The sequence below is a fragment of the Leptolyngbya subtilissima AS-A7 genome (assembly GCF_039962255.1).
Taxonomy (GTDB): Bacteria; Cyanobacteriota; Cyanobacteriia; order Phormidesmidales; family Phormidesmidaceae; genus Nodosilinea.
The window spans coordinates 289,145-312,363 of sequence record NZ_JAMPKY010000005.1 but is presented as its reverse complement, the minus strand read 5'-3'; the positions used below and the strand labels follow the sequence as shown (position 1 = coordinate 312,363).

Annotated in this window: 21 protein-coding genes; 11 read left to right on the top strand and 10 right to left on the bottom strand. The window is 56.9% G+C overall.

All coding sequences use genetic code 11. From position 1 onward, the window contains the following. Positions 1–380 precede the first annotated feature (380 nt). Both NC979_RS13085 and NC979_RS13080 read left to right on the top strand, forming a co-directional pair. Positions 381–2,462: an NAD(P)H-quinone oxidoreductase subunit 5 gene (locus NC979_RS13085; RefSeq protein WP_190522000.1), complete on the top strand. Its 2,082-nt coding sequence runs from the start codon at positions 381–383 to the stop codon at positions 2,460–2,462. Between the two features lie 168 nt (positions 2,463–2,630). Further along, positions 2,631–4,220, top strand: a complete 1,590-nt coding sequence (locus NC979_RS13080) for an NAD(P)H-quinone oxidoreductase subunit 4 (protein WP_190521997.1) — start codon at positions 2,631–2,633, stop codon at positions 4,218–4,220. Positions 4,221–4,324: 104 nt separating this feature from the next. Here NC979_RS13080 and NC979_RS13075 read toward each other — a convergent pair whose 3' ends face one another. After that, on the bottom strand, positions 4,325–4,660 hold the full coding sequence (locus tag NC979_RS13075; RefSeq protein ID WP_190521995.1) for a hypothetical protein: 336 nt from the start codon (positions 4,658–4,660) through the stop codon (positions 4,325–4,327). A gap of 363 nt (positions 4,661–5,023) precedes the next feature. Between NC979_RS13075 and NC979_RS13070 the strand changes: the two genes are divergently transcribed. Further along, positions 5,024–8,575: a PAS domain S-box protein gene (locus NC979_RS13070; RefSeq protein WP_190521993.1), complete on the top strand. Its 3,552-nt coding sequence runs from the start codon at positions 5,024–5,026 to the stop codon at positions 8,573–8,575. An 89-nt stretch (positions 8,576–8,664) separates the two neighbouring features. After that, positions 8,665–10,098: a trypsin-like peptidase domain-containing protein gene (locus NC979_RS13065; protein WP_190521991.1), complete on the top strand. Its 1,434-nt coding sequence runs from the start codon at positions 8,665–8,667 to the stop codon at positions 10,096–10,098. Positions 10,099–10,263: 165 nt separating this feature from the next. Here the strand turns inward: NC979_RS13065 and NC979_RS13060 are convergent, their stop codons facing one another. Continuing rightward, positions 10,264–10,683: an allophanate hydrolase-related protein gene (locus NC979_RS13060; protein ID WP_190521989.1), complete on the bottom strand. Its 420-nt coding sequence runs from the start codon at positions 10,681–10,683 to the stop codon at positions 10,264–10,266. Positions 10,684–10,818: 135 nt separating this feature from the next. On the opposite strand from NC979_RS13060, the gene NC979_RS13055 reads away from it, so the two are divergent. Continuing rightward, positions 10,819–11,445, top strand: a complete 627-nt coding sequence (locus NC979_RS13055) for a chorismate lyase (RefSeq protein ID WP_190521987.1) — start codon at positions 10,819–10,821, stop codon at positions 11,443–11,445. A 112-nt stretch (positions 11,446–11,557) separates the two neighbouring features. Here the strand turns inward: NC979_RS13055 and NC979_RS13050 are convergent, their stop codons facing one another. The 7 genes from NC979_RS13050 to recA all read right to left on the bottom strand — a co-directional run bounded on the left by NC979_RS13050 (position 11,558) and on the right by recA (position 18,346). Further along, the gene (locus tag NC979_RS13050) at positions 11,558–12,541 is read right to left on the bottom strand and encodes a cation diffusion facilitator family transporter (RefSeq protein ID WP_347403964.1); all 984 of its coding nucleotides are present in this window, start codon (positions 12,539–12,541) and stop codon (positions 11,558–11,560) included. 64 nt (positions 12,542–12,605) lie between these two features. Continuing rightward, a complete protein-coding gene (sbcD, locus tag NC979_RS13045) occupies positions 12,606–13,916 on the bottom strand; it encodes an exonuclease subunit SbcD (protein ID WP_190521985.1) in 1,311 nt (436 codons plus the stop codon). After that, entirely contained in the window at positions 13,913–14,287 is a 375-nt protein-coding gene (locus NC979_RS13040; RefSeq protein WP_190521983.1) for a type II toxin-antitoxin system PemK/MazF family toxin, read from the bottom strand. The genes sbcD and NC979_RS13040 overlap by 4 nt, the downstream gene beginning before the upstream one ends. A gap of 3 nt (positions 14,288–14,290) precedes the next feature. Continuing rightward, the gene (locus tag NC979_RS13035; protein WP_190521981.1) at positions 14,291–14,545 is read right to left on the bottom strand and encodes a ribbon-helix-helix domain-containing protein; all 255 of its coding nucleotides are present in this window, start codon (positions 14,543–14,545) and stop codon (positions 14,291–14,293) included. 125 nt (positions 14,546–14,670) lie between these two features. Continuing rightward, complete coding sequence (locus NC979_RS13030) at positions 14,671–16,227, bottom strand: CPBP family intramembrane glutamic endopeptidase (RefSeq protein ID WP_190521979.1); 1,557 nt, start codon at positions 16,225–16,227, stop codon at positions 14,671–14,673. Between the two features lie 113 nt (positions 16,228–16,340). Beyond that, complete coding sequence (locus NC979_RS13025) at positions 16,341–17,156, bottom strand: tryptophan-rich sensory protein (RefSeq protein WP_190521977.1); 816 nt, start codon at positions 17,154–17,156, stop codon at positions 16,341–16,343. Between the two features lie 104 nt (positions 17,157–17,260). Then, on the bottom strand, positions 17,261–18,346 hold the full coding sequence (recA, locus tag NC979_RS13020; protein WP_190521976.1) for a recombinase RecA: 1,086 nt from the start codon (positions 18,344–18,346) through the stop codon (positions 17,261–17,263). 312 nt (positions 18,347–18,658) lie between these two features. Between recA and NC979_RS13015 the strand changes: the two genes are divergently transcribed. Both NC979_RS13015 and NC979_RS13010 read left to right on the top strand, forming a co-directional pair. Then, complete coding sequence (locus NC979_RS13015) at positions 18,659–18,880, top strand: hypothetical protein (RefSeq protein WP_190521974.1); 222 nt, start codon at positions 18,659–18,661, stop codon at positions 18,878–18,880. 48 nt (positions 18,881–18,928) lie between these two features. Then, positions 18,929–19,555 carry a trimeric intracellular cation channel family protein gene (locus NC979_RS13010; protein ID WP_190521972.1) on the top strand — a complete coding sequence of 209 codons (627 nt, stop codon included), beginning with the start codon at positions 18,929–18,931 and terminating at the stop codon, positions 19,553–19,555. A gap of 17 nt (positions 19,556–19,572) precedes the next feature. On the opposite strand, the gene NC979_RS13005 is transcribed toward NC979_RS13010, so the two are convergent. Further along, entirely contained in the window at positions 19,573–20,166 is a 594-nt protein-coding gene (locus NC979_RS13005; protein ID WP_190521970.1) for a TetR/AcrR family transcriptional regulator, read from the bottom strand. Positions 20,167–20,247: 81 nt separating this feature from the next. Here NC979_RS13005 and NC979_RS13000 point away from each other — a divergent pair, with 81 nt between their 5' ends. The 4 genes from NC979_RS13000 (at position 20,248) to NC979_RS12985 (ending at position 23,187) form a co-directional block, all read left to right on the top strand. Further along, positions 20,248–20,661, top strand: a complete 414-nt coding sequence (locus NC979_RS13000) for a DUF5367 family protein (protein WP_190521968.1) — start codon at positions 20,248–20,250, stop codon at positions 20,659–20,661. A gap of 155 nt (positions 20,662–20,816) precedes the next feature. Further along, the gene (locus NC979_RS12995) at positions 20,817–21,272 is read left to right on the top strand and encodes a small multi-drug export protein (protein WP_206755270.1); all 456 of its coding nucleotides are present in this window, start codon (positions 20,817–20,819) and stop codon (positions 21,270–21,272) included. A gap of 106 nt (positions 21,273–21,378) precedes the next feature. After that, positions 21,379–22,491, top strand: coding sequence for a cytochrome P450 (locus NC979_RS12990; RefSeq protein WP_199308958.1), 1,113 nt, complete (start codon positions 21,379–21,381; stop codon positions 22,489–22,491). A gap of 57 nt (positions 22,492–22,548) precedes the next feature. Continuing rightward, positions 22,549–23,187 carry a class I SAM-dependent methyltransferase gene (locus NC979_RS12985; protein ID WP_190521964.1) on the top strand — a complete coding sequence of 213 codons (639 nt, stop codon included), beginning with the start codon at positions 22,549–22,551 and terminating at the stop codon, positions 23,185–23,187. Positions 23,188–23,219: the final 32 nt, after the last annotated feature.

The following is a 23,219-nucleotide window of genomic DNA, read 5'->3' as shown; positions in this document are numbered from 1 at the left end:
CAAAAAATCTATTTCTTTAGAGGCTGACTCAAGTAAATCGTTGGTTGGCTAGCCATTGAACTATTTATAGAGAACAGCGGTTGCCCTGATTATGGCTTAAGGCTGAGATTTTGCTCTCAGCCAGCAATCACTCGCAGAATTAGATATCTTTCTTAAGAAACCCGCCCTAAAGCCAATGGGTCTCCAGAATGGTTCTGGGGCAAGGGTTTGGCAGCCTTTGGCTACGGCTTCGGTAGGCTCTAAGGTTGGTCAAGCTGGCGGCGATCGCGTCCCAACTCACTCAACTTTGCTGCGAAACCGACTTTTCCTTGGGAAAGGGTATGTCAGAATGTAAGCGGTTTTTTGCCAACTCACGCAAGCTCTTGGAGTAGGCAGTCAAGATGGATTCTGTAGACACACTTTATCAATACGCCTGGCTGATCCCGGTGCTGCCGCTCATCGGGGCTGCCATAGTTGGCACCGGGCTAATCTCCTACGGCGAGGCCACTAGCAAGCTGCGGCAGCCGGTGGCAATCTTCATCGTCTCCCTAATTGGGGCGGCGATGGTGCTTTCCTTTGCAATTTTTTGGAGCCAGTGGCAGGGCCACGCTCCCTACCAGGCCATGTTTGAGTGGGCCTCGGCGGGCGATTTCCGCATCGAGATGGGCTACACCATCGATCACCTGGTGGCGCTGATGCTGGTGGTGGTCACCACCGTCGCCTTCCTGGTGATGATCTACACCGATGGCTACATGGCCCACGACCCAGGCTACGTGAGGTTCTACGCCTACCTGAGCCTGTTTAGCTCCTCTATGCTGGGTCTGGTAATTAGCCCAAACCTGCTCCAGGTATACGTGTTCTGGGAGCTGGTGGGTATGTGCTCGTACCTGCTGATTGGCTTTTGGTACGATCGCAAGCCCGCTGCCGATGCCTGTCAAAAGGCCTTCGTTACCAACCGCGTCGGCGACTTTGGCCTGCTGCTGGGCATCTTGGGCCTGTTTTGGGCCACCGGCAGCTTCGACTTTGAAATTATGGGCGAACGACTCACCGACATGGTGAATGTGGGCAGTCTGCCCGCAAGCGTCGCTGCCATCTTTGCCATTCTGGTATTTCTGGGTCCGGTGGCCAAGTCGGCCCAGTTCCCCCTCCACGTGTGGCTGCCTGACGCCATGGAAGGCCCCACCCCGATCTCAGCGCTGATTCACGCAGCGACTATGGTGGCGGCTGGGGTATTCCTGGTGGCCCGCATGTACCCCGTGTTCGAGCACATCCCCACGGTGATGACGGTGATTGCCTACACCGGGGCGTTTACCGCCTTTATGGGAGCCACGATCGCCATTACCCAAAACGACATTAAGAAAGGGCTGGCCTTTTCGACCATGTCGCAGTTGGGCTACATGGTCATGGCCATGGGCGTTGGCGCCTACAGCGCCGGTCTATTTCACCTGATGACCCACGCCTACTTCAAGGCGATGCTGTTTTTGGGATCCGGCTCCGTCATCCACGGTATGGAAGCAGTGGTGGGCCACGACCCGGTGCTGGCTCAGGATATGCGCCTGATGGGCGGCCTGCGCAAGTACATGCCCGTCACGGCCATTACCTTCCTCATTGGCACGCTGGCCATCTCTGGCATTCCCCCCTTCGCCGGCTTCTGGTCAAAGGATGAAATCCTCGGTGCCACCTTCGCGGTCAACCCTGCCCTCTGGGCGGTAGGTTGGCTGACGGCGGGTATCACCGCCTTCTACATGTTCCGCATGTACTTCTCTACCTTTGAGGGCGGCTTTCGGGGCAACGACGAAGGCATTCGCCGCGACCTAAAGCGGGCACAGTTCCAGAAGATGGGCATGTCCCTCGGGCCAGGGGCGATGAACCCCCAGGAGCTGACTCTGGATACCGCTCATGACGACCACGACGACCATGGGCACCACGCCCACGAACCCCACGAGTCGCCGCTGTCGATGGTCTTTCCGCTGGTGGCGCTAGCCGTGCCCTCAGTATTGGTGGGTCTGGTTGGTACTCCCTTTGCCAACTACTTTGAGGCATTCATTCATCCCCCCGGGGAAGTGATCGAAGCTGTAGAGACGGCAGAGGCCTTTGACTGGAACGAGTTTGCGCTGATGGCGGGGAGTTCCGTGGCGATCGCCACGGTCGGCATCATCATCTCTGTGCTGATGTATCGCACGAAGGCGATTGATCCGAGGGCGATCGCTGCCAAAATCCCCTTCCTCTACAACCTCTCCCTCAACAAGTGGTACATCGACGACATCTATGAGGTTGTCTTTGTCCAGGGCAGCCGCAAGCTGGCCAAGCAGGTGCTCGAAGTCGATATCCGCATTGTGGACGGCCTCGTCAACCTAGCTGGCCTCGTTACCCTGGTAACGGGCGAAGGGTTGAAGTACCTGGAGAATGGACGGGCTCAGTTCTACGCACTAATCGTATTTGGCGCGGTGCTGGGGCTGGTGCTGCTGTCGGGCGTGACGTAAGGGCATGAGGGTGGATGGGTGTGAGCGTGGATGAGTAGATGAGTTTTGATGCCGCGACACTCTCTAAACTGCTCTACCTATCTACTCCCTGCCCCAATGCCCTTTCCTATCCACCCCCCTTCTCATCCACTCATCCACTCCTAAGCAGAACGCGACGAGAACGACGATATGGACCTCGCGACTTTTCCCTGGTTGACCACCGTTACGCTGCTGCCGCTGGTGGCTTGTATAGCGATACCGTTTTTGCCCGACGACAACGGTAAGACGGTGCGCTGGTATGCCCTGTCGGTGGGCCTGATCGACTTTGTGTTGATTGTGGCAGCCTTCTACCTCAACTACGACTTTAGTCAGCCCGGTCTACAACTGGTGGAGAGCTACACCTGGGTACCTCAGCTCGATCTGAAGTGGTCCTTAGGGGTAGACGGTCTGTCAATGCCTCTGGTGCTGCTGACCGGGTTCATCACCACCCTGGCGGCTCTGGCGGCCTGGCCGGTGACACTCAAGCCCAAGTTCTTTTACTTTCTGCTGCTGGCTATGTACAGCGGACAGATCGGCGTGTTTGCCGTGCAGGATATGCTGCTGTTCTTCCTGTTTTGGGAGCTAGAGCTGATTCCGGTATACCTGCTGCTGTCGATTTGGGGCGGCAAGAAGCGGCTCTACGCCGCGACCAAGTTTATTCTCTACACCGCTGGCGGGTCGCTGTTCATCTTGGTGGCGGCGCTGGCCATGGCCTTCTACGGTGATACCATCACCTTCGATATGACCGCCCTAGCCGAGAAGGTCTATCCCTTACGTATGCAGCTCTTGCTCTACGGGGCGTTTCTGATCGCCTACGCGGTCAAGCTGCCAATCATTCCGTTGCACACCTGGCTGCCCGATGCCCATGGCGAGGCCACGGCACCAGTACACATGCTACTGGCGGGCATTCTGTTGAAAATGGGCGGATACGCGCTGATTCGCATGAATCTGGGTATGCTGCCTGATGCCCACACCTATTTCGCGCCAGTTCTGGTGATTTTGGGCTGTATCAACATCGTCTACGCGGCGCTAACCTCCTTCGCCCAGCGCAACCTCAAGCGCAAGATCGCCTATTCGTCGATCTCGCATATGGGCTTTGTGCTAATTGGCATAGCTTCGTTTACCAACCTGGGGTTGAGCGGCGCGGTGTTACAGATGATCTCCCATGGCTTGATTGGGGCTAGCCTGTTCTTCTTAGTGGGGGCTACCTACGATCGCACCCACACCCTCATCCTGGATGAGATGGGCGGCGTGGGCAAAAAGATGCCCAAGATCTTCGCCATGTTCACTACCTGCTCGCTGGCCTCGCTGGCCCTGCCAGGGATGAGCGGTTTTGTGGCTGAGCTGATGGTGTTTGTGGGCTTTGCCACCAGCGATGCCTACAGCTTTACCTTTAGGCTGATTACGGTCATCTTCATGGCGATTGGGGTTATTCTCACCCCCATCTACCTGCTATCGATGCTGAGGGAGATTTTCTACGGCCCTGAGAATAAGGAGTTGATCGAGCACGAGGTGCTAGCCGATGCCGAGCCCCGCGAGGTGTTTATCATTGCCTGCCTGCTAGTGCCGATCATTGGCTTTGGGTTTTACCCCAAGATGCTGACCCAAATCTACGACGCCACCACCCAAAAGCTCACAGCTCGACTAAGTCAAGTGTTTGTGGCTACCGAAGCCAGTAGTGAAGGGCTAGCCCCCGTCGCTGCCCTGCCGGTGCTTAAGGCTCCTTCTTTAAGTCAGTAAGACTACCTTTCTACTTAACCCATCTAACATAAGCACCCCCAGAGGCCTAGCCTCTGGGGGTGCTTTTAAGGCTGTTTTTTTACGCTCCGTTCTTCTACTAGACTCTACTGACGGCTGACGCAGGTCAACACCCCTTCCATCTGCTCAGCATTACTACCCATAGCCCGCAGGGTCAGGGATGGCTCAAACTCTGGATAGCAACGCGTTAGCACCGTGTCGCTGCTGCGAGTCACATACAGCACACTCACAGGGCTGCCGTTTAAGATCGCAGGCACCAGGCGGGGCGCTTCGGCCACGGTGGCGAGTACTGGAGCCAACCGACTTGAGCCCAAAACGGTTACAGCAGTTATTAGGGCGATGCCTAGACAGATACTGATGCCTAAACGTTTGCCCAACGATTGGCGCGCTGCGCTCAAAAAGCTAGCTATTAGCTTATTCATAACCATCAAAACCTCACCAAATATTTGCTCGCAAACCTACCACACAAAACCTCAGGCATTCTAGGCTCAAACCCTCTCCCTAGATGGCCGTGCAGAGCAGAGCGAGACTTATACAAAGTTGATTTCAGTATCTCTGATGCAACGAATGTAGTGTCTTAGTTACAAACAAGAGTTGCCCTGCCCAATCAGAGGCAGACAGAATGCAGTATTGATAAAGACTACGCGATTAAGAAGCTTAGCTACTAAGTTGAGAAAGTTACTGTCGCCAAAGATTTTTTTAAATTTCCTGGTCAAGGCGACCTTGGCTCTCAAAGTAGGGAATACAAACCTATAGGCAATAGGGTGTGGAGATCTGGATGCGCCATGGCTGAGGTGGACGATCTAAGGCGCTTAGTGCAGCAGCTACAGGCGGAGAACGCTGACCTGAAACGGCAGGTGGCAACTCTGCAGCAGGCAGATCACAACCAACACCAAGTTCTGCTACAGGATAGCGACAGTGGCGAACCACAGCCTAGCTTCAATTGTTTGCAGCCCCAGGGAACTGAACCATTTCAGCCTCCGTTTCAAGATTTTGTGACCCACGCACCGATTCTAGCCTGGATTACCGATGAACAAGGCACGATGATTTACGGCAACCCGGCCTGGCTAGCGATGGTAGATCTGACCGAGCAGGAAGCCATGGGCCAGTCTGTCGAGGCCATCTTTTCTGCCGCTTTGGCCCAAAACTACCGCCAAAACAACCAGTGGGTGCTAGATCACCAGGTGGTTCTAGAAACGATAGAACAGGCCCTCTTGCCCGACGGCACCGCTCACACTTACCTGGTGCGTAAGTTTCCCATGCAGGCAGTCGGGGCTAAAAGCGCTTTGGTAGGGGGCATTGGCATCAATATTACTGAGCTAAAACAGACCGAAGCGGCCCTACGAGATAGCGAAGCCCGCTGGCAGTTTGCTATCGAAGGCTCTGGCGATGGGCTGTGGGACTGGAACACTCAGACCAATGAAGTATTTTTCTCCCACCAGTGGAAGGTGATGCTGGGTTATGCCGACGATGAAATTGGCAGCAGCCTGGACGAACGGAATAGCCGCTTGCACCCTGATGACAAAGCCCAGTGCTATGCCGACCTAGAGCGGCACTTTAGCGGTGAAACCCCGATCTACCAAAACGAGCACCGCATGCGCTGCAAAGACGGCAGCTATAGGTGGATACTCGATCGCGGCAAGGTCATTGAGTGGGATGCTGACGGCAAGCCCCTGCGAGTGATCGGAACGCACAAAGACATCAGCGAGCGTAAACGCGGTGAGGCCGAGCGCAAGCAGGCCGAAATTCACCAGCAGCAGCTAACGATCATTCTGCGCGAGAGTGAGGCTACCAACCGGGCCATCATTGAAGCGATTCCCGACCTGCTGTTGCGCGTGGGGCACGATGGCACCTGCTTTAGCTTTTTGCCCCCTGCCGATGCGGCGGCGGGTACTTTTTTACCAGTGCAAAACAATCTGTCAGAGGTCTTGCCCCCCAAGTTATTCCATCATCAGCTCCAGCGGGTCGAGCGCGCGCTGAGCACCGGTGAGCTTCAAACTTGGGAACACCAGTTTGAAAAGCATGGCCAGCTTCGCCACGAAGAAGTGCGCTTAGCTCCCTGCGGTACAGACCAGTGCCTAGTGATTGTGCGCGATGTTAGCGATCGCAAGCAGATCGAGCTTCAGCTCCAGACCACCGTCGAAGAGCTCGATCGCTTCTTCTCAGTTTCCCTTGACCTGCTCTGTATTGGCGATACCAGCGGTTACTTCCACCGCCTTAGTGGCCAGTGGGAAAGGACCCTAGGCTACTCAGCCCAGGAAATGCAGGGCACCCGATACATCGACTATGTGCACCCCGAGGATATAGACGCCACCCTGGCAGCGCTCTCGTCGCTGACCCAGCAGCAGGAGATTCTTAACTTTGTCAACCGCTATCGCTGCCGCAATGGTTCTTACCGCTGGATCGAGTGGCGATCGGTGCCTGTAGGCCATCTTGTTTATGGTGCAGCCCGAGACATCAGCGATCGCATACAGGCTGAGACAGAGCTGCAAAACACCAAAGACCAGCTCGATCTAGTGCTCCAAGCCTCTGCCGAAGGCTATTGGGATTGGAATCTGGTCACTGGAGAGATTTACTTTTCGCCCCAGTGGAAGGCGATGTTGGGCTACGCCGATCACGAGCTAGCCAACAGCTTTGCCGCCTGGGAATCAGTAATTTTTGCTGAAGACCGAGCGGCAGTCCGTCAGCTCGTAGATGACTACACCAGTGGCCGCAGCGATCAGTTCTCCATTACCCAGCGGTTTCATCACAAAGATGGCTCTACAGTCCACATTCTCTCCCGCGCCATTCGCCAAAAGAATACTGCCGGGCAGGTGATTCGTGTGGTAGGCAGTCATCTAGATGTTACTGCCATGGTGACTATTCAGGCCGCTCTGCAAACCTCAAAAATGCAGCTATCTAGCGTGCTTAATAGCTCTCTCGACGGCATCATGGCCTTTAAAGCGGTGCGCGATGAATCGGGCATCATTGTGGATTTTGAGTGGTTACTGAGCAACCCTGCCGCCTGCAAAATGGCGAAACGCAACGCCGCATACCTAATTGGTAAGCGCCTGCTAGATGAACTGCCTGGCAACAAAACCGATGGGTTGTTTGACCTCTACGTACAAGTTACCGAGTCGGGTGACCCGGTGCGGCGTCAGTTTCACTACAACCATGATGGCATCCACAGCTGGTTTGAGAACATGGCCGTCCAGCTGGGCGATGGCTTTGCCGTAACCTTTAGCGACATTACTCCTCTCAAGCGGTCAGAGCATGACCTACAGCAGGTAAATCAGCAGCTGGCTACCCGCGTTGACGAACTCAACCAGCACACCCAGCAAATGCGGCTGTTGAGTGAAATGAGCGACTTTCTGCAGGCCTGTCTGACAGCCAAAGACGCTTACCAGTCCTTAGGTGTCCTAGTAGCACCCCTGTTTCCCGGCAGCAGTGGCAGCATTTTCATGGTGACCAATGCCGTCGACTATTGCGTTGAGCAGGTTGCCACCTGGGGGGCACAGCGGGCATCAGCTACCGAGTTTATTCCTCCAGACTGCTGTATCTTGGGCGGGGAGCATCTGCACCAGATTGACCACGACTGCCTGAGTCTGGGGTGCGGCCAAGCCGAAGGCACCCATGCCTTGACTACCCTCTGCATTCCGCTGCTAGCCCAGAGCCAAACCCTAGGGCTGTTTTACCTCAGTGCCTCCGAGCTATCTCAGCCAGTGCAGCAGTTGGCTCGCACTGTGGCTGAGCAGATCGCTCTGGCGCTGGCCAACCTGCACCTGCGCGAAACTCTTCAGCAGCAGAGCATTCGTGACCCACTAACCGGGCTGTTTAATCGCCGCTACCTAGAAGAAACCCTGACCCGAGAAGTACAGCGAGCCCAGCGTCAGTGCCACACAATTGGCGTAATTATGCTCGATATTGACCATTTCAAGCAGTTTAACGATACCTACGGCCATGATGCGGGCGATCGCGTCCTAGAAACCGTCGGGCAACTCCTCCGCGATAGCGTGCGCGGTTCTGATGTGGCCTGCCGCTACGGGGGCGAAGAGATGCTTCTAATCCTGCCAGAGTCACCCCCCGAGGCCACGATGGCAAGGGCTGAAGAAATTCGCCAGGCTCTAGGCCTGATCCAGATCAGCTACAGCGGCCTGATCCTCAATCCGCTGTCAGCTTCGCTGGGGGTAGCCAGCTTTCCTGGCCACGGCTGGCAAGCTGTGGATGTCTTGAAGGCTGCTGACGACGCCCTCTATCAAGCCAAGTCCCAAGGACGCAACCAGGTAGTGGGAGCGACGGTGCCTGCCGCGAAAGTGGCTGAGGAGACAGGTGCGCCTCTACCCAGAGATATATCCTGAAAGTAGGGGAAGGCTAGGTAAATAGTAGGTATCAGGTACTACCTCATGCCGACTCGGTAGTGCGTTTTTACAGGATATTTAGGGACTATATGGCACAGGCAGCAGTGAAGCGATTGGCATCGGGTTCGTTAGCTCTAGGGGCACTACTGGCGGGGATCACGGCGATCGCCCCTGTCCGCTTGACCCCGTTAGGGGCTACCCCAGCGCTGGCTCAGTCACCTGTCGATGAAGATACCACCATTCGGGTATACGACCAGGTCAGCCCGGCTGTGGTGGCCATTGATACCCGCGACGGCGGCGGCAGCGGCAGCATTGTCGACGCCAGCGGACTAATTCTCACCAACGCCCACGTGGTTGGTACTGAGCGCGTGGTGACGGTGCGCTTGTCTGACGGCCGCAGCTTCCAGGGCGATGTAGTGGGCTACGGCCAAGACCGGCTAGACCTGGCAGCAGTGCGCCTGCGGGGCAACCCTACGAACCTGCCAACGGTGACTCTAGCACCCCCCAACTCAGTGCGGGTAGGGCAGAGCGCCTTTGCTATCGGTAGCCCCTTTGGGTTGCAGGGCACCCTCACCGTGGGCATTGTCAGCCGCATTGACCGCGATCGCAACGTGATTCAGACTGATGCCGCCATCAACCCCGGCAACTCAGGCGGGCCGTTGCTCAACAGCGCCGGACAGGTGATCGGCGTCAACACGTCTATCTTCACCACTGGCGACAACGGCGGCAGCGTGGGCATTGGCTTTGCCATCCCTACCGACGCGGTGCAGACGTTCTTAGCCTCGGTGCGATCGGGCACGGCCACAGCCTCAGCCCCCGCCGATCGCACCAGCCGCGAACCCGCCCCTATTGCCTTAGGCGCAACGGTGCAAGGTCAGCTCAACGACACTAGCAATGTGCTGCCCGACGGCAGCTTCTACAACCCCTACCGGTTTGAGGGGCAGGCGGGGCAAACCGTCACCATCGCCATGAACAGCCAGGAGGTTGACCCCTACCTGATTTTGCTGGCCTCCGATCGCGACGATTTTTCCGTTCAAGACGATGACAGCGGCGGCGATCTCAGCGCCCGGATCTCGGTGCAGCTTCCCTACACTGGGTCTTATATTATTCTCGCCAACAGCTACGGCCAGGGAGAGGCGGGGCGCTACCAGCTTCAGCTCAGCCAGTCCGGCGGCGGTCAGGGTGGCCTTACTCAGACTGCTCCAAGCGGTGCGCTACTGCGGCAGCAGGGCAATTTGGGGCCGGGCGATGACACTCTGCAAGATGGCTCCTACTACCAAGAATTCAGCTTTAGAGGTCGGGCAGGGCAGAGAGTGCGCCTGCGGCTAGAGAGCCCTGACTTCGACACCTACCTGATTTTGCTCGACGAAGGTCGCAACCGCCTCGCCGAAAACGACGACGCCAGCCCCGACAATACCAATTCTGAACTTGCGGTTACACTACCCCGCGACGGCACCTACTCTGTGATAGTCAACAGCTTCGAGGCAGGCGATCGCGGCCGTTTTCTGCTGACGGTGGAGTAGGGTTCAAATCGAATCCCAAGCCCGGGGACTAAGAATGTGAGCATTGAGTTAATAGGCTGGCAGGATTCAACGTTGAATCCTGCCAGCCTATTAACCTGCATTTGCGCGCTTAGAGCAGCAAATTTTTCCCTGGCTTGGCGTGCATCCAGAATAAAGCCGTTCACCCTACTGAGACAGCTTTGAATGGGGCACTGCCTCTTGCTCTAGCGCGGCACAGTACGATCGCCAGCCGCCGTAGGCCGAAATCTCTCGCTGGCCTTCACATAGCACGGGTTCACCCAGCACGCCTAGCACCGTTTCACCGGTAGATAAAGGCACTTTGCCAATACTCAGCCCCGGCGGCTCTTGCAACAGCACCTGCACCAACCCATCGGTAGGCACCTGCCACACCTCTAGCGCTACGGCGATGCCCCCCTGACTAACCCGCACCATAGCCGGGTGAACATCGTCGATGGACCACAGGCGGTAGTGGGGAGTAGTGGCCGCTTCGTAGAGAAACTTGGCCCCGGCGTTGAGCAGGTTGGGGTTCAGCGCCAAACCCCGCATTAAAGTACCGTTGACCGCTAGTTTGATTCCCTCCGCCATGGTGGCGCACTCCCCCAGTAGTGAACATTGTGTTGAACTGACCCACTGTAGCTTGCGCCGATTCTTCAGATTCGGATGGAAAGGGTTGGGCTGTCGCGATAGCATAGAATTAACACATGAATTTTTGTAACACCCTTGGCCTCTGCCCTACAGCCCATCATTGACCCGGCGGTGCCCAGCGACTGGCACGCCCTTGCCCCCCGCTGGCAGGCCGGGCAGCCCACCGTACAAAAAGGTCTGCCCCACGACCAGCTTGCTCCCGCCTGGCAAATTTTACTGCTGGGAGATGGTTCGCCCACTCGTCATTTGCAGCTGTTGACACGCGATCGCACCGAGGTCGATGTCATCGACATGACCCCGGTGGGCATGGATCTCGACGGTGCCCCCGACATCATTCGCGTGGTGCCTGGTCCCCGCCTGCGCCGCCAGGTGTGGCTGCGCACCGCCTCGGGTCAGCGGCTGGCCTACGCCGCTTCCTGGTGGGAGGCCAGCCATGTCGATGAGTACCTGCAAAACAAGTCATTGCCTATCTGGGCTAGCCTGGCCCGCCTGCGCACTGAGCTTTACCGCGACATTCAGGGCATCTACTACGGCGATTCGCCAGCCCTAGAAGAAGCCTTTGGCCAGGCCGGGCCGTTTTGGGGCCGCCACTACCTGTTTTGGCATCGGGGCAAGCCATTGACGCTGATTTATGAGGTGTTTTCGCCCTACTTGACCCGTTACCTAGGGCCGATGCAGAGTGGGCCAAATCCAGGCCTGTAGGCGCAAGAGAATTTTGGCTTTAGATAATCAATTTGCGATGGGTTAGCCGGTTAGTTCATTAATTAAGTCGGACCGCTCTGACCAAAAACTAAAATCGCCAATCTAAAACCTTCTATCCCCAGTCACTACCGCCACCGTTCGACGAGGGCGGCAAGTAATTCGGCATGCCTGGCTCCATAAACGCGTCCTGGTAGGGGCGAGCAGATTCAACCCAGACTTGGGTACGGAGGGGGCCATAGCGGTGGCGAAGCTGGGCATCGATCTGCTCGCCGATAATTTCTGCCGATTCCACAAACTCGGGGTGCAGCACCAGATGAATCTCAATCCATACCTGGCGACCCACCATACCCCGGGAGCGAATGCGGGTACAGCGGGTGACACCCTCTACCTGGGTGGCAATGTGGGAGATGGCTTCGGGGGCGATCGCCGTCGGGCGCAGCAGCATCGGCAGCTGTTCGTTGAGTACTCGCCACAGGCTGCGGCCCACTAGGGGCAGCAGCACCAGGGCAAAGACCGGGTCGAGCCAGCGCTGCCCCTGCCAGATCGCCAGCAGCACCCCGACCATGACAATGCTCAACCAGGCATCAGCTAAAAAGTGGCGCGTGTTGAGCTTGAGGGCCTGGCTGCTGAGGCTGCGAGACTGGTAGCTGGCGTAGATACCCAGGGCCACATTGAGAATCACCATCGCCGCCGTAAATCGCAGCACGGCTGAGTCGATCGCTACAGGAAATGGGGTTGCCCCTCCAGTGAGGCCACTAAGCAACTGACGTAGGGCAATCAGCAGCAAACTGACCCCGGTAAACCCCAAAAAAACGCACAAGATTAGGGTACCTGCCACCTCAGCGCGCCCATGGCCCCACACCTCACGGCCCATCTGCCGCTGGGGCGAAGTCACCGCCACCAGGCTGAGTACCGTGCTAAACCCGTCTACTAGGGTGTGCAGCGATTCGGCCAGCAGGGTCAACGACTGGCTGGCCCACCCACCAATGGCTTGCACCGCTAGCAGCAGCAGGGTTGCCCACAGGGTCGTCAGCAACAAGCGGTAGCTAATGCGGCGTTGGTACTCGCCCTCGTTCATGGGCAGACAGAATTCCACTGGGCTCAAGGTCTGGGCTCAATGGTACTGCAAGGGGCGGTTCTACAGTCGGTTAAGACGATGGCTAGAGCAGTCGCAGCTGCTGGGCGGTTTCTTCAAGCACCAGGTTATCCAAGTCATCTAGGTCTATGTCGGCGGGCTCAGGGGGCAGGTCAACCTCGGTTTCGTCGGCTATCAGGGCAGCGGCAGCAGTCATCATGGCCTCGGCTAGGTCGCTGAGGTCGTCGCGGTTGGCCAGGTAGGTACCCAAGGCTGACAACGGGTCAAGGGTGCTGTCTGTGCCTAGTTCGGGCAGGCGGCTGCGGTTGGTTTGAGCCTTCAGCTCGGGTTGCAGGGTGTAGGTGTGGGCGTCGGCCAGAATAGTCTCTAGGGCAGACTGGTCGACTTGGTCAACCTGGTCGGTGCGCAGGGTGTAGAGGCAGCGCACCACGGCATCGGTGATATCGGCTTTGGCGATCGCCCGCTCCAGCCGAGCCTGGGGATGCTCGGCCTCGGTGAGGTTGACCTGAATGGTTTTGAAGGGGCGCACGGGTAGGGGGCAAAACTCGGCCTGGGTGTTTTCCTTACTCACCTGAACCAATAGATAGCCTTTTTCTTCGGCTTCTTCGCTGAAGTCAACCCGCTCAATGCTGCCGGGGTAAATCATTAGCGGCTGTTCGCAAAGCACCTGGTAGCGGTGCACATGGCCCAGGGCAACGTAGTCAAAGCAGGGGCGGGCCAGCATTGCCATGGGAATATTGAAGCCCCGCCCGGTGGCCAAAAATCGCTCGGCCCCGTAGGTGGCGGTATCGACCATGGCGTGGGCCAGCAAAACAGCGGGAATAGCGGGGTCGAGGCGGCGAATTTCGCCCTCTAGGGCTACCCGCAGGCGATCGAGCAGCAGCTCGTTGACCTGGGCCATAGAGAAGCCCTCGGTTTCGGGGCGGGTCAGCAGGGTCGATTTGGTCAGCCAGGGCAGGGTGACCACCTGCACCGGGCCGTTGCGGGTGTCGATGCGGTGGGTTTCGAGGCGATCGCCCACCACCACATCCGGCACGCCTAGGGTTCTGTAGATCGATAGACTGGCTCCGCCCAGGCCCTGGGCATGCTGGTCGTGGTTGCCCACCAGCAGCACGGTGGGAATGCCCGCTGCCGACAGCCGACAAAACTGGCGGGCCAGGGCCTGCTGCACTAGCGGCGGCGGCGTGGCATCGGGGAAGGCATCGCCGCCAAACAGCACCAAATCGACCGGCTCGGCTAAAGCGCGATCGATGCAGCGAGTGAGGGCGGCAATGAAATCTTCTAAGCGGGTGTTGAGGCCGGTTTCGGGGTTAAGGCGACCGTGGGCAAACCCGCTACCCATGTGGATGTCGGAGAGGTGGAGAAGGGTGATCATGGGGCCATGATAGCGCCGACAGGATAGATGCCAATGGCAATTTGAATTCCCTGCTGAATACGCCGCAGCGCCAGGGGGTTGATGCTGCCGTAGGGGCCTTGCTCTAAATAGGCTTTGCGGACGGCAAGCACATGGTCGCAGGTGGCCAGAGAGTCTGTTTCTAACCCTCCTTCACCGGCTGTGAGCAAGATGCGGGTGGGTGTTTCGCCGCTGCGAGTATCGCTAGTGAAGGGTACTACCAACACGGCTTGACTCAGCTCGTTGCGCACATTGATTGAGACCACCACCGCTGGCCGCTTTTTTGTATCGCCTAGGCTACGGATTGCTTTAATCAGATAAATTTGACCTTGCAAGGGGTAGGGCTCAGCCATCGCCTAAAGCCCTTCATGATCTAGAGTTTCATCAAGCTGGTGGTAAGCAAAATCGGCCCACTGCCCTTCGTGGTCTAGGTCAGATTGGCTTTGGGTTTGATAATACTGCTTCAATTTCTCGTTGATTTTTTGAACATGCCAGAATCGCAAGGCTTCTTCGATCACCGCTGAGCGATTGTTAGAAACTTGATCGATCGCTTCCAACAAGCCGGCATCAATGGTGACTGAAACTCGACGCTTGTTTGATGAGGTACCCATGGTCTATGCACAGGTTAAGTGTGAGAAAACATATTACTTATTATGCTCTGAAGACCGAACCCTTGTAGGTGCACCCTCTCAGAGGATGCACCTACAAGGGTTGCCTAACTGCTAAAATCCTGCCGCTACCCGCCGAGAATAAACAAACCCAACATGGTGGCGCTGTTCCAAGCGCTGTGGAGCACCATGGGTGAGATCAGGGTGCGCGATCGCGTATACACAAACCCTAAAATCGCCCCCAGCAGAGTCAGGGGCAGTACCTCCGACAGGCTGAGGTGAGCGGCGGCAAAGATCAGGGCGCTGAGGGCGATCGCCCAGCCCACCGACATATAGCGGGTCAGGGAGGGCAGCAAAAAGCCGCGAAACAGAAATTCTTCAAAGAGGGGCGCGGCGGTCGCCGCCGTCAAAAAGAACACCAGCAGCGCCACGCCATCCTGCTCTTCGAGCACCGTTTGCAGCAGCGGATTGCTGCCCCCCTGCCCCTGCCAGATCTGCTGGTTGAGCAGGGCCACGCCAAACATTAGCGGCACGGCCACAAAGTAGCCCCCAAGACCCCACAGCAGCCCAGAGCGCGACGGCTTCAGGCTAAACATTTCCTTCGGCACCGGCCGGTAGGGGCGAATTGACCACCACAGCACCGCCAAGGACCCCGCCGCCATCAGCAGGTAGTAGACCAGCGAAAAGATTGCCCGCCCTCGGCTGCTGAGGCTACCGCTGCTGAAGCCTAGCCCGCCCAGCACCAGGGGCAAAAAGATTTGCCCCACAAAGAAAAAACCGACGATCAGCACCTGCCAAACGATTTCACCCGTCCAGGGAATCTCCCAGCCACGGTCGGCATTTTGGCGCAGCACTGACTGGCTGCCCCGCAGCACTCGCTGGGCCACCAGCCAAATAATCAGCCCGATGCCCACGATCGCCCCAAAGGTCGGCAATGCGCCTACTAAAGCCAGTTTGACCAATTTGGCCTGAGCGGTCTCTTGCTCCTGGGTTTGGAGCTGAGTGCGATCGCCCTCTCGACCTTCCGCCCCGTAGAGCCGGTCGAGGGCACGGTACTCAAACCAGCCGTTGAGCGCCTGCTCCAGCCAGGCTTCATCCTCGGGGAGCACGTCACCGTCTTGCCAGAGGCGAATCAGGGTATCAGCGGTGCGCACCACTGGGGCAGGGGCGGTGTCGCTGTTGCGCACCTGTTGCCAGCGCTCCAGGGCGGCCTCAGGCTGGCCCTGGTAAGCATCCATCAAGCCCAGCCGCAGGTCGAGGCGATGGATGAGCGCCTGCTGTTGGGTTAGGGCGCTTTGCAGCCGTCGGGCCAGGGGCTTACCCGCGTTAGGGCCATTGGCTAGGGAATCGGCGGGGGCTGTCTGCGATTGCCAGCGATCCATGCCCTCAACGGCCCCCTCCCGCACCTCTTCATACTGCTTTTTAGCGTTGTCCACGGGGTCTTTGCCCAGCAGGCCCTCGCGGATCACCGGCCACTGATCTTCGGGCAACCCCTCTCCCTTCCAGGCGCTACCCTCTAGCAGCAGGTCGGTTTGATACAGCTGGAGCTGGCTCGCCACCTGGGGTTCATTCCAGCTACTCAGCAGCGATTGCACCACTACCAGCCCCACCAGGGCCGTCACAATTATCAGAAAAAGCCGCTTGAGCGAAAGCCAGGGCTGCATTGAGTCGGATTCAGGGGTCATGGGAAGGCGGTTAAAAGGTCTGTAGCGAAAAACGCTACCCTCCCATTATTCCACTGGGTTTGACTTCGGGTTGGGCCTAGGGGAATAGGCGGTTCCATTAGCGATGGCGGCAACTACTCCTGCGATCGCTTCGGCCAGCCCTGTTTTACTGAAGTCAGCCAAAGCACCAGTACCCCCGCCGCGATCAGCGCCATCCAGCGAATGGCGGGAATATCGCTCTGGCGCACGGCGATCGCTACCAACGCCCAGACAAACACTAGAGTAAAGGCAATGTCGCCGCGCTGATAGATCACCACTTCAGCCACAATGGCGGCCAGCACAATCATGGCCACCGTCCAGGTCACCGACGAAATGCCCCAACCGCTCCAGCTTGAAGCGTAGAGGGCCGAGGCCACGTTGACGATGGTGGCCACCGCAATCCAACCTAGGTAGAGACTAAAGGGAATGTGCGCCATCCAGCGGCGGCGGCGAGAAACACGATGGCCCAACGCTGGTCGTTGACCATCTAGACCAATATTCAACGTCAGATAAATGCCAATCAGGGGAATCAAAATGCCCAGCATGGCCAGAATGGACCAGCCAAACTGCTGGAGAGAAAACAGCACAATCCAGATCGTCTGAACCACGCAGGCCACAATTAGCAGCTTATTGACCTGCTGGAGCTGAGGCTCCCGCCGCCGCTCAGGGTGAAACTGATAGATCGCGTAGGCAAACAGGCCCAGGTAAATAATTCCCCAGATGGCAAAAGCGTAGTTGGCGGGAGTAATTAGCACCCCCTCCAAAACCGTGTTGGCGATTTGACCCACGTTTTGCCCCCCAGGCGGGAAGCGGTTGAAGAGGGTGTTAAACACCACCGCAGCTGCGATCGCGATCGCAGTGGCAATAGCCAGGCCCGTGCCCGAGTTAGCGCGATTGGAGGGAGCATCCATAGGGAAAACGTAGTAATCGTAGCCCCATCCTCCCCCGAGCGGTGCTCAAGCGTCACTACCCCCGGTGAGAGCCAGCGGTTGAACAACCACCGCTGGCCACAGCTTTATTCATCCTCAAGTAGGGCTTCAGCAGCGTCATCAGGGGCTTCGGCATCGTCCTCGGGCTCTTCGACCGTGACAGGGGCACCGTTAATGGCCAGCTTTTCGCGCACCTCGGCCTCCACCTTGGCGGCAAAGTCGGCGTCTTCGATCAGGCGCTGCACTGTGTTGTCGCGGCCCTGGCCAACGTTGTCGCCACCGTAGCTATACCAGGCCCCCTTACGGACAATCACGCCGGTTTGCTCAGCCAAATCAACCAGGCAGCCCATGGTCGAAATCCCCTGGCCAAAGAGAATGTCAAACTCGGCAATGCGGAAGGGTGGTGCCACCTTATTCTTAGCCACCTTGACCTTGGCACGAATGCCGTACTCTTCGGTGCCCTTTTTGAGGGTCTGAATGCGGCGAATGTCGAGGCGCACTGAGGCATAAAATTTGAGCGCGTTACCGCCCGTAGTAACCTCTGGGTTGCCGTAGGAGATGCCGATTTTTTGCCGCAGCTGGTTCAAGAAGATCACAGTGCACTGCGACTTGCCAATGCTGCCGGTAATTTTGCGCAGCGCCTGGCTCATCAGGCGGGCCTGCAAGCCCACGTGGGCATCGCCCATTTCACCTTCAATTTCGGCGCGGGGCACCAGGGCGGCTACCGAGTCAACCACCACCACATCGACGGCGGCAGAGCGCACCAGCTGATCGACTATCTCCAAACCCATTTCGCCCGTGTCGGGCTGAGAGATCAAGAGCTCGTCGATGTTGACCCCTAGAGCTCTGGCATAGACGGGGTCGAGGGCATGCTCAGCGTCTACAAAGGCCGCTACGCCGCCGTTTTTTTGCACCTCTGCCAGAGCATGGAGAGCGACGGTGGTTTTACCGGAGCTTTCTGGGCCATAGATTTCAATCACTCGGCCCTTGGGCAGGCCGCCCCCCAGAGCCAAATCCAGCGTTAGCGCTCCCGTCGGGATGGTTTCGACCGTCATGCGGCTGGCTTCTCCCAGGCGCATGATTGCCCCTTTGCCAAAGTTGCGCTCAATCTGGCTGAGCACCATGGTCAGGGCCTTTTGCTTTTCGGAGCCTGCGTTGTTTTTAGATGCCATAGCTGCCTGGGGGTGAATCGGGTGAACGGAATGGAGTGGGCTTGGGGCGAGAGCCGGGAAGATGACCTTAGTAAACCCCACTTCAGCCTAGAAGGGTAGTCGCCCTTGGGGGAAAAACGCTGTAGTGAAGTGGGGTTATGACTTGGCTGTAAGTCCATTGTCTTCGTCTAATTAGTATAGTACACTTGAACCAAATTGAGCCGCCCCTAATAGATAAGTCAGTGGTTGAGCTGACGCGTGGGTTTCGCTTAGCGGAGCGCACAGGCCGGGGTTTCACAGGCGTCGAATGACAGGCTGAAGGGGCCAATACCGATGGATAACAGTCGTTTAATTCATGTTTCGGTATTCCCTGACTGGGTAGCTGGGGTGACTTATCACCAAGGCTTGGGCTACCGCTGCTGGGTGATTAACCCAGAGATGGCCGTGCTCAATGACGGCGAAACTTACCCTAGCAGCGAGGAGGCGATCGCCGCCGGGCGGCTTTTCATTCACCATTCTCTTGGGGCCGAGCCCGACCGGGGCAGTAGGGGATAATCAGCAGAGCTTCTTGCTTGGAGAGAAGCTCCCGCGTTGGAGAACCCCATGGAATATGTTCTAGCCCAGGCGGGGGTGGCGGTGTTTGCCATCTCTGGGGTGCTGTCGGCGGCCCGGCAGCGTCTCGATATCTTCAGCATTGTGGTGGTGGGGCTGCTGACAGCGATCGGCGGCGGCACCCTGCGGGACGTGATTCTCGATGTGCCGGTGTTTTGGCTAGAGGATTTGACGGCTTTTTGGGTGGCTATGGGCGCGTCGTTTGCCACATTTCTAGGCATTCGCTTCATTCTTAAACTACCGCTGCGCCTGCTGTCGTATTTAGATGCCATGGGCGTGGCTTTGTTTGCGGTGCAGGCGATCGACAAAACCCTAGCTTTTGGGCATTCGGCGGCGGTGGCGGTGGTGATGGGCCTGATTACCAGCATTGCCGGGGGCATTATTCGCGATGTGGTGACCCATCGGCCGACGCTGCTGCTGTCGCGGGAGCTGTATGCGACGCCGATTGTGCTGGGCGGTATGCTTTATGTGGCGCTGCTGCACCTGATGCCCTCTCCTTTCTGTCGATTGATCGCGATGGGGGTAATTTTTGGCATCCGTGCGATCGCCATTCGTTGGCAGCTGTTTTTGCCCCTACGGCTCACCCTCAAAATCGACTTAGACCAGGAGCAGGGTTAGGCCTTGTCTGGCGAAGGTCAAAGACCGGCCTTGGAGGGCGTTGGCGCAGCCTCTTCAAAGGAGAATCGCATGCCTTCCAAAAATGCCTTTATGCTCTGCTCGCCGCGCTGGGCGTTGCCGGTAGTCAAAAAGTCGAGGGTGGCCCCTTGAAATAGGTGAAATAGCGATCGCGCCACCGCTTCATCCCCCGTCAGCGCCGTCAGTGACTCAATCCACTGCTGGGTTTCGCGCTCTAGAAACTGTTGAGTTTCGGCATCTCCCTGCATGGCCCGCAGGTTGAGATCCATCGTCAGCTTCAGCCAGCCCTGCATCTCTGGGGTGGTAAATTGCTGCCACATCGCCAGCAGAGACTCGGCAACGGTATCGGCATCTGCGACAGCTGTGCTTTGCAGCGACTGTAGCTGGGCGCGCAGACGCACCTCTAGCCGGGCGATTACCTGGCGCTCTAGCTCTTGCTTCGAGCCAAAGTGGTAGACCAGCATGCGCCCGCTGGTGCCGATGCGTTTGGCGATCGCGTTAATGCTAGCGTCTAGCGCACCCGTCTCAATGGCCACCTCCAGGCACTTTTCGAGCAACTCAGCTTTCTTTTGAGGTTCAGTCGGTCGACTCATGTTGACAGTTAGCGTAATAGCTATTACATTTATCATTAACGTAATGACTATTACGTTAACATCGTTTCATAGGTAACCACAATGAACACAAGAGATCGTTTGAGCCTCGTGTTGGTTGGATTTGGCATTTGGGCAGCGGCCACCATGGCCTATCGGCAGGTGGGCTCGATTTTCTTTGAGCGATCGGTGATGGAATATTGGCTTAACGTTGCTAGCACTGGCGCACTGTATACGCTGGTCTTTGTCGGGCTGATGCGATGGCGGCGCATTGAAACCAAAGACTGGTTACAGGGCGCAATCTGCCTCGTGCTGCCCGGCATGCTAGGGGAAATTCCCATCTTGGCTGGCTTTGCCGATCTGATGAGCAACATGCAGCCCGAAACTGCTGGACGCTACGCGGCATTCCTATTTTCTGGGTACTCGATCTTGCTGGGCTTTGCCTGGTTCAAGGCAGTTAGGGAGGTACGATTGCTTACCTCTGAACGGCTGCACTAAACTAACTGCTCGTCTCGGCAAGGTGCGGTTTGCCATTCAACCTTCGGTCAAGACAGGGCTCTACCATGCCTACCGCAACCTGCCGAGGAGCAAACCTGCCGTTTTTGTCAGTCCTAGCGATCCGACCCCTTACCATCCCAACTCGAATCACCACCATGTCAATAGCAGAGTACATCACTAAAGCGCTGACGACCTGGTCAGTGGGGTTCTTTCCCTACGCCGAGGTTTATGCGGCCGTTGCGGCGGGCATGGCTCTGGGGTTAGACGCGGTTTCAGCAGTATTTTGGGGAGTGCTAGGCAATTTTTTGCCTATTCCACTGATGCTGTGGGGCTACGATCGCCTCATGCAGATTCCTCAACCGCGCGCTTGGCTACTGCGCCTTGAGAAACGCGGTGGGCAGCGCGTTAGACAGGCTTTTAAGCGCTACGGTGTCTGGTTTCTCATTCCCATGACTCCGCTTTTAGGAAGTTGGACAGTAGCCATTGTTGGTCCGCTTACAGGCATCTCACCCCGGCAACTTTTAGTCTTTTCACTCATTGGCATCACGCTGTATGGCGCTGCAACAGCCGTTGCCATAACTACCGGCATCAGCTGGTTTTCTGCCTCTTAGTTTTTAAGCATCAACCCGACAAGTTACCTCAAAAGCGCTAAGCGCTTTAGCCACCTTTAGCTGGCCCGGTTTGCCTTGCAAATTTTTAGATATTAGGAGATGTATTGTGCAAAATTCTGAACTTTTTCACAATCCGTTTGCGTGGTATGCCGAAATGCGCCACGACAGGCCGGTCTTTTACGACCCAGCGCACCAAAGCTGGATGGTGTTTCGCTACGACGATGTCAAGCGAGTCTTTTCTGACTGGAAAACGTTCTCATCTAAAATTCCCCAGCTACCCGAGCAAACCGATTTGACTGAAAGCCTAAATTTCACCGACCCACCGAAGCATAGAACGCTGCGATCGCTCGTAGCTCAGGTTTTCACCGCCCGACGGGTAGAGTCCCTAGCTCCTCGGATCAAGCAAATTACTCATGAGTTACTTGACGGGGTTCAGCATCAAGGTGAGATGGATTTTATGCACGATTTAGCGATTCCGCTGCCGGTGATTGTGATTGCTGAAATTTTGGGTGTACCAGTGAGCGATCGCGGCGATTTCAAACGCTGGTCAGACGGCATTGTGGTCTACGACAGGGCCGCATTAACGGCCATGGCTGACTACTTTCGGCACCTGCTAGCCGAGCGCCGCAAGAATCCCAGTCAAGACCTGATTAGCGATTTAATTGCGGCCCACGAAGCAGGCGAGACCCTCTCAGCCCAAGAACTCGTAGATTTTTGCATCGTGCTGCTTGTGGGCGGCAACGAGACCACCACCAATCTCTTGGGAAACGCCATGCTCTGCTTTAACGACTATCCAGAGGCTTTCACACAGCTCAAACAAGATCCTCAACTGCTACCGCTGGCAATTGAAGAAGTCTTGCGCTATCGATCGCCAGTACAGGCTATGGCACGGTTTACTCAAGTCGAAACTCAGCTCCAAGGGCAGACTATTCCAGCCGGAGAAATGGTCACCGTTTGGATGGGTGCGGCCAATCGCGACGAGGCTCAGTTTGAGCACGCCGACGCGTTTGTAATCGATCGCGATCCTAATCCTCACCTGGCTTTTGGCAATGGCATTCATTTTTGTTTGGGTGCGCCGCTGGCTAGGTTGGAGGCCAAAATTGTTTTAAGCGCCGTGCTAGAACGGCTGCCCAATCTTCGCATTGTGCCTAGCAGAGAACTGGAGTTTATTCCCTCTGTCGAAGTCCATGGCGTTAAATCTTTGCCGGTGTTGTTTTAATCAAAAATCTAACGACTGGCGACAAAACCGTTTCACGCCTCTATCTGGAGCAAAACTATGGGGATTAATTCCTTCAAGCCGTTCTTGGCCCGGCAATTGGGCGATCCTTCGGGGTGGTTTGGACGGCTCTTGCTGAAGTTTCTCAACCGTCGCAATGCTGCTCTCAACGATTTAGTTCTAGAGACTTTACAGCTTCAGCCGGGCGATCGCATTCTCGAAATCGGATTCGGCGGTGGTGACCTGATGCACAAACTGGTGGCGACAGGCAAACCGTCTCAGGTGGTGGGGGTAGAGCGATCGCCCGACGCTATGCGGCTCTGTGAGCGGCACTTTCAAAGTCTAATTAACCAAGGCACGGTCGAACTTCACCAGGCCAGTGCCGAGGCATTACCCTTTGCCGATCAGCAGTTCAGCCAGGTTTGCACTGTCAACACCCTATATTTTTGGGCCAACGCGCCCCAGGTACTGGCCGAGTGTCGGCGCGTGCTCAATCCCGCCGGACGCTTAGTGATTGGCTATGCGTCAAAGAACTACTTAGAAGACCAGGGGTTAACCCAACACGGATTTACCGCCTATGAGGTCGCCCAGGTCGAAGCCCTACTGACAACAGCAGAGTTCACCGCCGTCAGCACAGTGGCAAGTCAGGCCGATTCACCCGACAGCGTGTTTTGCACTAGCGGGGTAGCTGCGCTCTAAATATTGAAGAACCAGCCGGTGATTCACTGGGG